General features: G+C 41.8%; 6 protein-coding genes. All 6 read left to right on the top strand.

The genetic code is table 11. The features are described from left to right. Nucleotides 1-41: 41 nt before the first annotated feature. On the top strand, nt 42-800 hold the full coding sequence (locus ACTNBR_RS02285; protein WP_441015749.1) for a LytR/AlgR family response regulator transcription factor: 759 nt from the start codon (nt 42-44) through the stop codon (nt 798-800). Between the two features lie 4 nt (nt 801-804). Continuing rightward, nucleotides 805-1,155, top strand: coding sequence for a LytTR family transcriptional regulator DNA-binding domain-containing protein (locus ACTNBR_RS02280; RefSeq protein WP_441015834.1), 351 nt, complete (start codon nt 805-807; stop codon nt 1,153-1,155). Between the two features lies 1 nt (nt 1,156). Further along, on the top strand, nt 1,157-2,452 hold the full coding sequence (locus ACTNBR_RS02275; RefSeq protein ID WP_441042660.1) for a sensor histidine kinase: 1,296 nt from the start codon (nt 1,157-1,159) through the stop codon (nt 2,450-2,452). Nucleotides 2,453-3,220: 768 nt separating this feature from the next. Further along, nucleotides 3,221-6,790 carry a hypothetical protein gene (locus ACTNBR_RS02270; protein ID WP_441015755.1) on the top strand — a complete coding sequence of 1,190 codons (3,570 nt, stop codon included), beginning with the start codon at nt 3,221-3,223 and terminating at the stop codon, nt 6,788-6,790. 159 nt (nt 6,791-6,949) lie between these two features. Then, nucleotides 6,950-8,854, top strand: coding sequence for a hypothetical protein (locus ACTNBR_RS02265; protein WP_441015758.1), 1,905 nt, complete (start codon nt 6,950-6,952; stop codon nt 8,852-8,854). A 237-nt stretch (nt 8,855-9,091) separates the two neighbouring features. Beyond that, nucleotides 9,092-11,761, top strand: coding sequence for a DNA mismatch repair protein MutS (gene mutS, locus ACTNBR_RS02260; RefSeq protein WP_441015761.1), 2,670 nt, complete (start codon nt 9,092-9,094; stop codon nt 11,759-11,761). Nucleotides 11,762-11,792: the final 31 nt, after the last annotated feature.

Below are 11,792 nucleotides of genomic sequence, written 5' to 3'. Positions count from 1 at the left end.
GTTAACATTCATAGTCGTAGGAATAAAATGGGGTGTTTGCTTTGATTAATGTATTTTTATGCGAAGATGAAGAAATGCAATTGGAATATTTCAGATATCAAATAAGCCAATACATTGAAGAGAACCAAAAAGATGTGAGACTGGTTTCTGCCAGAAGAGATCCTGAGGACACCTATAACGATGCCATGAAGATCGGCAGTCAGCCATCTTTATTCATTATTGATATTGAGCTCCCGGGATTTTCAATGGATGGATTTCAGTTAGTTAAGAAACTTGAAGAAAGTCGATTTCCTTACTGGTATGTTTTTCTAACGGCGAAAAGCGAATTGGCATATAAAGTATTTGATTACCGGCTCAGGATCGTAGATTATTTAGTAAAGAAACCGGAACTATTCCAGAAAAATGAAGTAAGCGAAGAAGTAATTAACAGGTTTAATGCGATTTTTGAGCAAATTGAAAAGGAGCGTAATAAACCGCCGGAGCGAATCTGGATCAGCGACAAAACCAGCCGTACAGGGATTATTGTAGATCAAATTATTTATGTGCAAACCGTTAAAGGAAAACATAGTGTTGAGATTTATTCGACTGAAAATAATTATATTACAAGAAAATCAATCAAAGAGATGGAAGAAATACTTGGCAATGACTTTATTTTAATAAGTAATTTCTGCATCATATCCAAGAAACATATTAAAAAAGTGGATACTGCGAAAAGAATCGCATATCTTACAAACGGATATGAGTGCGGAATATCAAGAAGACATATCCAGGAAGTATTGAAAATATGCGAGGTGAGATAAGGATATTGAAAGGGAACGAAAGAAAACGCCGGAACGACTCTGGGTTGGTGATAAAACCAGAAAAACAGAAGTTCCCGTAGACCAGATCATTTTTGTACAAACCATAAAAGGAAAACATAGTGTTGAAATCTATTCAACCGAAAAATCCTTTATTGCGAGGAAAACAATCAAAGAAATGGGAGAATTGCTGGGAAATGAATTTATCCTGATAAGTAATTTCTGTATCATATCCAAGCGGCACATCAGAGGCGTCGATGCCGCCAGAAGAATCGTTTATCTTACGAATGGGTATGAATGCGGGATATCAAAGAGGCATGTTCAAGAAGTAATGGGATTGTGTGAGGAGGGAACATAATATGCTGTATTATATTGAAGTGTTATTATGTTCATTATGTACTGCTATTGGGATTATGGCTGCTATGTGTGGGTTATTGACGGAGATAATGAGGAAACGATATTATATTTTTCTTTTTATTATTCCGTTTATGGCTGGAATAATTTCATATCTGACTCATTATGGACAAAAAGTGACTTTGCCAACTATTTTAACAATATTATTTATTATTTGTGTTGGCACTAAAATGCATAAAATAATAAATCTATGTATAGCTTGCTTCGGTTATATGCTTGATGTGATTATGAATCAAATAATATTATATTTTGTACATTTAGATTTTAGTGATTTTACAGCAGTGTGTATTTTTTCATGTATATATACATTCTTCTTAGTTATATTCATGCTTGTATTACGAAAAATTGTATATGACAAATTGAATATACTTAATAAAATCGAAGATAATAAAATGAATTATGGCGTTCTGCTCAACTTATTGTGTTTTGTCGCAGTTTTTATTGCGAACATAGTTATGGGGCAAACTGTGAATTATAGTCAATCTGTACTACTGATGAATAGCGTCCTTTTTGGTCTTTGTTTTCTCAGCACGAGTATCGTACTCCTTTATTTCACAAGAACCATTCGCTCAGAAGAAGAAAAGAAAGCAGATCAGGCACGTTTGGAAATGACAGAGAATTATGTGTCAGGCCTGGAACAGTTGATCGATGAATCAAGAGAGCTCCGGCACGACTATAAGAACCTAATCGCTACCATCTCAGGATTTATTGAAGAAGGAGATATGGATCGTCTTAAAGAATATTTTGACCAGAATATCAGAAACACCTGGGTGGATCTTGATAAGAAAGGCAAAGCATGGCAGTCTGTAAAATATATTCAACCGGCGGAACTCAAAGGAATCCTGTATGAAAAAGTATTAAAAGCGGTAGCGGCTGACGTAAACATGCGCGTTATACCGGATTATGAGCTCAATATCCAATATAAAGCAATGAAAGATTTATGCCGTATTCTTGGGATTCTCATTGACAACTCAATCGAAGCGGCGGAAGAAACGGATGAGAAATCTGTGGATATCCGGATCGCAAAGATGGAACATGGATACCAGATCATTATTCAAAACACATATTTCACAAAACCTGATTTAGCCCATCTCTATCAAAAAGGGTATTCTACAAAAGGAGCAGACCGGGGACTTGGAATGTATTATGCCCATGAAATGATACTGGAGCATGAGGAGATAGAGTTTGAGTTTGAAATACAGGAACATGTTATTATACAGAAAATCTATATTGAATTATGATTATGAGGAATCATATTCCATAAATGAAGAAGAGGCGTTTCACCTCTTCTTTTTTTGCAATTTTTCATATAAAATCAAAAAATCATACAATCGATGTCGCAAAACTGCCCGGTTATGCCAAATGCATTGAAATAAAAAAGTCACTTGATATACTGTAAGCGATATGGATGGCACATTCTTATGAACGCTCTGTCATATATCATATCAAAATATCTGAGCGGCATACTCGAACAGAATTAGGACCGTTTGCAAGAAAAAGTCCTTTTTGTAAATCGACGGAACAGAAGATCTGTAAAAAAGATTAGAAGACGAATGCGTATATTTTATGGGGGATTATGATTCACAAAGGACTTGAAACACTCCTGGTAATGTTCGGTATTTACCCAATCCAAAAATATGTCGGCAGATATCATGCAAGAACTCCAATTGGATGATTCTTTTGCGGTTCCATCGGGCTAAACAAAAATGGAGTCATTTTATATTCATCTCTCATCCGCTGTGATTCAGAGTGTTTCAATGATGTCTCTGCAGTGATTGTTTGGCCTGAACACGCCAGAAAAATTCTGCATCTTCTATATCTGTTCGAATGATTTTCTTGAACGAAAAAATCAGGATTATTTGATGCAAATATAATCAGATCATGTAAGTGCAGTCCATCGGATTGCATTGATACAATAACTGAAAAAATTCTTGCAGCAAAATTTCAGAGAAACATATTGTACAAATATATTTATAAAACAGCAAGATAATAAACACGGAGGTATTCATATGAGAAAAGAAACAGTAACCAAATTAACCACAGTGGCAACAACAGGAGCCATGATCGTTTCTTCCGTAGCAGCACCAATGAGTATGGTAGCTACAGCAGCCGACACCGCTTTACAAGTGACGAATAAAGCTGACGCGAAAGCGAACCTGGATTCTGCCCAGTCTACATACGATCAGGCGGCAAAGGAAGAAAAAGACGCAAAGTCTGATTATGAAAAAGCGTTAGCTGACAAGGAAGCTGCATCAAAAGCAAAGGCAGAAGCAGAGAAGCAGGCGGAAGAAGCTGTAAAGAAAGCTGAGGAAGCTTTTAAGGAAGCAAAAGAGAAAGCAGACGCAGAAGCTGAAAACGCAAAGGCAGATTTGGAAGCCCAGAAAGAAGCACAGAAGAAAGCGGAAGCTGTTCAGCGGGCAAAGAAAGAGGCATGGAATACTGCCATGGATAAAACCAAGCTGGCAAAAACAGCTTTGGATGAAGCAAAGAAAAATACAGCTGTTTCTGAAGAACAGATGAAGCAGAAAGAAGCCGAACTGGAACAGCATAAGGCGATAGTAGCTGAAAAGCAGAAAGCGGTAGATGATGCCAAAGCAAAAGTAGATTCTCTGAACCAGCAGATGACAGATGCTAAAAATACGATTGAGAATTCTCAGGCTGAAAAGGAAGCGGCAGAAAAAGATCTTGAAACTGCAAAAGCAGAGCTTGAAGCCGCACAGAAAGCTTGCGATGCAGCAAAAGCCGAATATGATGCGGTCTTAGAAGAAACTGTAGACAGCGACGAAGCGTATCATAATGCAGTTGCAGCTGTAGAAGCCGCGCAGAATGAATTAGATCAGGCAAAAGCTGCAGAAGAAGAGAAACAGGCGGAGCTTACTTCCGCGCAGAACGTCCTTGCGGAAGCTAAGAATCTTGCAACAGATGCGGAAAATGGTATTACCGAAGCCGAAAAAGAGATGCATATCGCAGAAGCGGAAGCCGCAGTGGTAAAAGCTCAGGAAGAATACGACTCAGCTCAGGCTGTTGTTGAAGAAAAGCAGTCTGCTTTAGAAGCTGCAAATGGTGAATACGATGCCGCCAGAAGAGACGTAGATGAAAAAGAGGCGGTTGTGAGAGAAAAAGAAAATGCGTTAAATGAAGCGAAAAGAGCGGTAGAAGAAGCTACCGCAAATACAGGAGACGCAAGTGAACGCATTGAAAAAGCGGAGCAGGAAAAGAAAGACGCGGAAGCAGCTCTTGCACAGGCTGAAAAGGAAATCTCAGAATCAGAAGCGGCACTTGAAAAAGCAAATGCGGAATTAACTGCCGCCCGTACCGATGTGGAAAACGCCCAGGCGAAAGTTGACGAAGCACAGAAGGCTTATGATGAAGCGGTTAAGAAGGAAGCAGAAGCCAAGGCACAGATTGCGAGAGGATCACTTGGTTTCTTTGAATACATCGGTGATACGGAAGCAGCTGAAGAATTTGAAAACGATGCATATGCAGACATCATCGACAAAACTGAAGTTGGTGCAGAGGGCGATGCCACTTCCCTGGAAAATATGAACGCATCGTTAGAATTATTGAAAGAATGCAATGACATTCGTGTAAATGAAGAAAAAGTAGATCCGGTTACTGGAGAGCCATTGGAAGAAATTACGGTCACGAGCCGTGCCATGGCAGTCGCTCAGATCCAGGCAAATGGAACACATGAAAAAGTGGGACATACTTACACCAGCCCATACGGTGAGAACCTTGCGTATGGATATGATGATCCATATGATGGATGGTATTATGATGAAAAAGAAATTTTTGATCAAAAAGTAGCAGAGGCTGGCGGTGATCCAACCGCAGTGAACCTTAGTGATCCTTCAATTGGACATTACATTAATATGACCAGTTCAGCATGTAACAATACGGGGCTTGCAATGTGTACTAAAGAAGGCGGAGCTTGTACAGTTACGCATGCCCAGGAATTTGGTTACACAGAAGGCGATAAAGTTTATACCCTTGATGAATATATTGCGCTGTTTAATGAATATTACAATTCTCTGATGAATGCACCGGAAAAAACCAAAGAAGCTCTGAAAGCTCTGGAAGAAGCAAAAGCAGCGCTCGCAAAAGCGCAGGATGCCGAAAAAGAGAAAGAAGCAAGTGCCGCCTCCGCCCAGTCTGCATTAGATACGAAAAAACAGGATAAGGCAGACGCCCAGAACCGGATCAATGCAGCCCAGAAGACTATCGACGACCTTACTTCCGGCGAATCAGGTGAAGAGCTTAAAAAAGCACAGGAAGCGCTTGATAAAGCACAGAAAGAATTTGATGACGCGCAGGCAGAAGCCCGGGAAGCATATTCTGTATTGGAAGAAAAAGAAAACAACGTGATCAATGCTAAATCAGAGCTGAAAAAAGCACAGGCGGATGCACAGGAAAAGGAAGAGGCACTTACAGCAGCTAAACAGAATCTTTACGACCTTACCGGCAATGAAACCGTCGATGCCGACACAGCAAATCAGCATATGGCTGAAGCAGAAGATAAGCTGAAATCCGCAAAAGTTTCCAAAGAAGCGGCTGACCAGAAAGTGACGGAAGCACAGAAGAAAGTGGATGAAGCACAGAAAGAACTGGATGCCGCCAAGGAAGAGACCCAGACGAAACAGAAAAAGCTGGATGAAGCCATTTCCAAGAGAGATGCACTGGAAAAAGAATGGGACAATACGGTAAAAGAAAAACGCGAAGCTTATGAAAATGAGAAAGCAGAAGTAGAAGAAAAACAGGCAATCGTAGACAAAAAGGGCGCCGAGATTGAGAAATTGAGCGCAGATATCAAAGAAAATACAGACGCTCTGAATAAACTGGAGAATGAGTTGGCAGATGCCAAATCAGACCTTGCAGAAAAAGAGACAAAATTAGAGGATGCCCAGAACGCTCTTGAGAAGGCTCAGGCTGAGTACGATGAACTCTCTGTTGGATACGAAGAAGTAACCGAAGCGGAAGCGGCTTATAACGAAGCAGTCAAAGCAGAAGAACAGGCGAAAGCAGAATCTGAGCAGGCAGATAAGGATGCCGAAGCTGCTGCTGAAACGGTACGCAAAGGTGAAATGATCCTGGAACGTGCTCTTGCAAAACAGGAAGCTGCCTCCAAACTCTCTCTGGAAGATGCAATGGAACATGAGATCACCGACGAAGATTTTGTTTATCTGAATGGATATGTTGTTAACATTAAAGAGACAAAAGAAAAGCTCATTGATGCACAGATTCAGTTGGAAGAATGCGCTCAGGCTGCAAATCGAAAAAAGATGATTTACGAAGAAGCAAAAGTAAACCGCGAACGTGCGGCTGTAGAACTCGCTTATGCCCAGGCGCTTTATGAAAAATATCAAGATGATAAAACAGCATCATCTGACCAGAAAACAGATTCACAGACATCAAAGGAGAATGCTTCAAAGAAAGACACTACCAAGAAAGAATCCGCATCAACGAAGTCAAATACAGTAAAAACAGGAGATGCTTCTATGATCGGAGTATTCGGAACGACCGCAGTTGCATCCGGTTTAACCGCAGTGGTATCTGCATGGAAACGCCGTAAGAAAAAATAAGTTTAATCTTTGCAGAAGAGGAAGCGCAGATTTTGTGCTTCCTTTTTTTGAGGGGGATCATATCACAAGACGTTAATAGGAAAATCCTTTGCAAAAAAAATCCAGGAATGAAGGATTGTGCATAATAAAGCCAGAATAAGCACCAGGGAGAAAGAAAAAATGAAAAAGAGGATACGTAAACTGATTTCAATAGGAATGATTCTGTGTATGTGTGCACAGGCAGCGCCTGCATTTGCCAGTGAAGGGTCGATCTCTGGAGATGAGCAGAGTATCATCGCGGATGAGTCTATGGAAAACAACAGTACAATAGCAGAAAGTACCGAAGAGGATCCGGATTTAGAAGATTACCAGTCCAATGAGTCTCAATCTGTTTCCGAAGATGAAATTGAAGCAACAGATCCAGACAGTGTTCTGCAAGAGGAAGAAGAAAGTATTCGGGATGAACAACCGGCAGAAAACCCAGAAGACGATCTGGTTTTGAAAGAGAATGATCAGGATACCAATGAAGACAATACAGATTCTTCATCCGAGACAGAAGATAGTGAAAGTTCAGTAGAAGAAAATACGATTGTTTTAAAGTATCAGGCACATATTCAAGGGATTGGATGGCAGGAATGGAAGACCAATGGAGAACAGGCGGGGACAACCGGAGAATCCAGACGTATGGAAGCACTGATACTGGATTTTGGAGACGAAGAGCTGAACGCCCAGATCGAATACCGCGCACATGTTCAAAATATTGGCTGGCAGGAATGGGTTCATGGCGGTGAATTATGCGGAACCACAGGACAATCACTTCGAATTGAAGCAATCCAGATCAAACTGACAGGATCTCTTGGTGAGACGCATGAGATTTACTATCAGGTACATATCTCGGATTTTGGTACATTGGATTATGTTCAGGACGGACAGCGTGCCGGAAGTGAAGGATTCTCGAAACGTATGGAAGCAATCCAGATCCATTTCGTTGAAAAGGGCGCGGAACATCCGGAAACGGGAAGTCGGGGGTTCTGCAAAGCATATTCGGACAGTAATTTACAGTATTCGGCACATGCGCAGAATATCGGTGACATGGCAAATGTATCGAACGGACAGATACAGGGAACAACCGGAAAAGGGCTTCGGATGGAAGGTATTACAATCACACTGGATACCAGCGATCCGGATGTACTGGATGGAAGTATCCGGTATTGTACACATATACAGAATATCGGCTGGCAGGAATGGAAAGAAAATGGCGAATATTCCGGAACAAAAGGGCAGAGTTACCGGTTAGAAGCAATTAAGATCCAATTAACCGGTGAAGCAGCCGATTATTATGACATCTATTATCGAACCCATGTCCAGAACATTGGATGGATGGGATGGGCGAAGAATGGAGAAGCGGCAGGAAGCCAGAGCTGTTCTTACCGGATGGAAGCCATCCAGATTTCCCTCCGAATAAAAGGGCAGTCCGCTCCGGGAAGCACAGAAAACGCATTCCAGCAGGGCGGATCCGCATCGAAATCCAGCCTGTCCAGTAAGCTTGGCGTAAACCCAAACGCAATCGTAAGTGAACTGATAATGCATCAATTTGATGATTACTATTTGAATACAAAATATGTTGGACTCAACCCAAATAAAGATTTCAAATTATGTATGCGCCCGTATGGTGAGTATGCGAACAATAACCCCGGAATGAACTGTACCGGCTTTGTAGCATTCGTTTTCCAGAAGTGTGGAGCAAATCTGGAAACAATCGGGAATATGGGTCTTAGAGGAAGTTACTGCAATGCCTCCAACTGGTTGAGATACTTCAAAAAATATAATGTCACCTACTATCAGTATTCAACAGTAGGAGAATTACTTAATAGTGGGAAAGCAGAAAAAGGAGATATCATTTTCTGCGATCCCAAGGATTGGAGCCAAAGCGGTGCGGATTGTCACATCGGTTTTTTCTGGGGAAACGATTCTTCCGATAATCGTTTCTGGCATTCTTCTACAAAACCGGGAAGCGGAAACCAGATATCTGTGATTACTCCTGTTACGAATCCATCATACATTTATTTAGTTAAGCTTAAATAATATTATCGAGGAAAACAAGAAAAGGACAACCATCCAGATTCTCGATAAAACAGTCCATTGTTTGTGGGGGCGATTTCAGCTTTTGCTTGAAATGCCTCCATAAATTTGTTAAGATTTGAATGTGACAAATGCCCCTATCCATTTGGCTGCAAATGCGAAAGGATAGGTGAAGTAACGTGGGAAGCAACTACTTTCAAAACTGTGAAAACCCTTGAAAAATAAGGAGAATTTGGAAATATGATAGATAAAACCAACATGGCATCGAAAATGACCCCAATGATGCAGCAGTATCTTCAAACGAAGGAAGAATATCCAGACTGTATCCTCTTTTACAGACTTGGCGATTTTTATGAAATGTTTTTTGACGATGCAATAACCGCATCAAAAGAACTGGAAATAACACTGACAGGAAAAAACTGTGGTCTCGAGGAAAGGGCTCCCATGTGTGGAGTCCCTTATCATGCTGTGGACAGTTATCTGAATCGTCTTGTATCAAAAGGATACAAGGTGGCAATCTGCGAGCAGATGGAAGATCCGAAGCTTGCGAAGGGAATAGTTAAAAGGGACGTTATTCGTATCGTCACCCCAGGTACCAATCTTGACATGCAGGCACTGGATGAGACGAAAAACAACTATATCATGAGTATCGTATACATCGCAGATCGTTTCGGGCTGTCTGTTGCTGATGTAACGACAGGTGAATACATGGTCACAGAAATCGAATCTTCCGGAAAAATGATGGACGAACTTACGAAATTTATGCCCTCGGAGATCATTTGTAATGAGGCGTTCTATATGAGCGGAATGAATCTGGATGATCTGAAAAACCGGCTTGGAATCACCATCTATTCTCTGGACGCCTGGTATTTTGACGATGCACTCTGTCGAAAGACACTGATGGAGCATTTTCAAGTGAAATCGCTGCAGGGACTCGGCCTTGAAGACTATGACTGTGGTATGATTGCAGCGGGCGCATTGTTGAAATATCTGGAAGAAACACAAAAAAATTCGCTGTCCCATCTGAGTCGGCTTACCACCTATACGACGGGAAATTATATGGTCCTTGACAGTTCGACGCGTCGAAATCTGGAACTGGTTGAGACGTTGCGGGAGAAGCAGAAACGAGGTTCGCTTCTGTGGGTGCTGGACAAGACGAAAACAGCAATGGGTGCCCGAACTCTTCGAAAATATGTGGAGCAGCCACTTATCGATAAAGCTTCTATTAAAAAGAGACAGGATGCGATAGAAGAATTAAAGAACAACGCTATTTGCAGAGAGGAAATACGGGAGTACTTAGGTCCTGTGTATGATCTGGAGCGCCTGGTCGGAAAGATCACCTACCAGTCTGCAAATCCGCGTGATCTGATTGCATTTCAGAGCTCCCTTTCCATGCTGCCTCCGATTAAATGCATCCTGGAGGATATGCAGTCAGAGCTTCTGAAAGAGATTTACGGGGAAATGGATACACTTGAGGAGCTTTGCACTCTGGTCAAGGAAGCAATCATGGAGGATCCGCCGCTTGCAATGAAGGAAGGCGGCATTATTCGTGAAGGCTACAACGAAGAAGTAGACCGTCTGCGCAGAGCTAAATCGGATGGAAAGGGCTGGCTTGCTGAGCTGGAAGCAAAAGAGCGGGAGAAGACGGGAATTAAAAATCTGAGGATCCGTTATAACAAGGTGTTTGGCTATTATCTGGAAGTGACGAATTCGTTCAAAAATCTGGTGCCCGATTACTATGTGAGAAAACAGACGCTGGCCAACGCGGAACGTTATATCATCCCGGAGCTGAAAGAACTGGAAGACACGATTCTGGGAGCTGAGGACAGGCTTTGTGCACTGGAATATGAATTGTACTGTGAAGTGCGGAACAAAATCGCCGGAGAAATCCTTCGTATCCAGACGACTGCAAAAGCGATTGCCAAGCTGGATGTGATTGCCTCCCTTGCCCTGGTTGCGGAGAGAAATAATTATGTCCGCCCGAAAATTAACGAGAAAGGTGTCATTGATATCAAAGACGGACGTCACCCGGTGGTGGAGAAAATGATCCCTAATGATATGTTTATCTGCAATGATACCTATCTGGATGATAAAAAGAACCGCATTTCGATTATCACCGGACCGAATATGGCCGGTAAATCGACGTACATGCGTCAGACTGCATTGATCGTATTGATGGCACAGATCGGTTCATTTGTCCCGGCATCGTCCGCGAATATCGGACTTGTAGATCGTATTTTCACGCGAGTAGGTGCCTCCGATGATTTGGCATCCGGACAGAGTACCTTTATGGTGGAAATGAACGAGGTGGCGAATATCCTGAGAAATGCAACCAGCAAAAGCCTTCTGATCCTGGACGAGATCGGAAGAGGAACCAGTACCTTCGATGGCTTAAGTATCGCATGGGCGGTCGTGGAACATATCAGCAATAGTAAGCTTCTGGGGGCGAAGACATTATTTGCTACACATTATCATGAATTAACGGAGCTGGAAGGGAAAATCGATAATGTCAATAATTACTGTATTGCTGTAAAGGAAAAGGGAGATGATATCGTCTTCCTTCGAAAAATAGTAAAAGGCGGTGCGGATAAGAGCTACGGAATCCAGGTTGCTAAACTGGCGGGGGTTCCGGATTCTGTCATTAATCGTGCGAAAGAAATCGTGGAAGAGCTGGTCAATGCAGATATTACGGCGCGGGTGAAGGAAATCGCCGTACAGGGAGAAAACCAGAAGAAAAAGCCACAGAAGAAGCTGGATGAAGTTGATCTGGCACAGTTTTCTCTTTTCGATACGGTAAAGGATGATGATGTTCTGAAAGAATTAAAAGAACTGGATATCAGTCATATGACTCCGATCGATGCGATGAACAAATTGTATCAGCTCCAGAATAAACTGAAAAATCGATGGTAAGATAAGATACTTAGAATGAATAAAGGAGAAC

The sequence above is a fragment of the Bariatricus sp. HCP28S3_F11 genome, assembly GCF_052065395.1.
Taxonomy (GTDB): domain Bacteria; phylum Bacillota; class Clostridia; order Lachnospirales; family Lachnospiraceae; genus Allocoprococcus.
Note: the sequence above shows the minus strand (reverse complement) of the source record. Positions and strands in the feature narration are given on the sequence as shown.

Bases quoted from the DNA above. Each gene is read 5' to 3' on its own strand.
- mutS (WP_441015761.1), top strand. From the start codon at position 9,092: ATGATAGATAAAACCAACATGGCATCGAAAATGACCCCAATGATGCAG.
- ACTNBR_RS02270 (WP_441015755.1), top strand. From the start codon at position 3,221: ATGAGAAAAGAAACAGTAACCAAATTAACCACAGTGGCAACAACAGGA.
- ACTNBR_RS02265 (WP_441015758.1), top strand. From the start codon at position 6,950: ATGAAAAAGAGGATACGTAAACTGATTTCAATAGGAATGATTCTGTGT.
- ACTNBR_RS02275 (WP_441042660.1), top strand. From the start codon at position 1,157: ATGCTGTATTATATTGAAGTGTTATTATGTTCATTATGTACTGCTATT.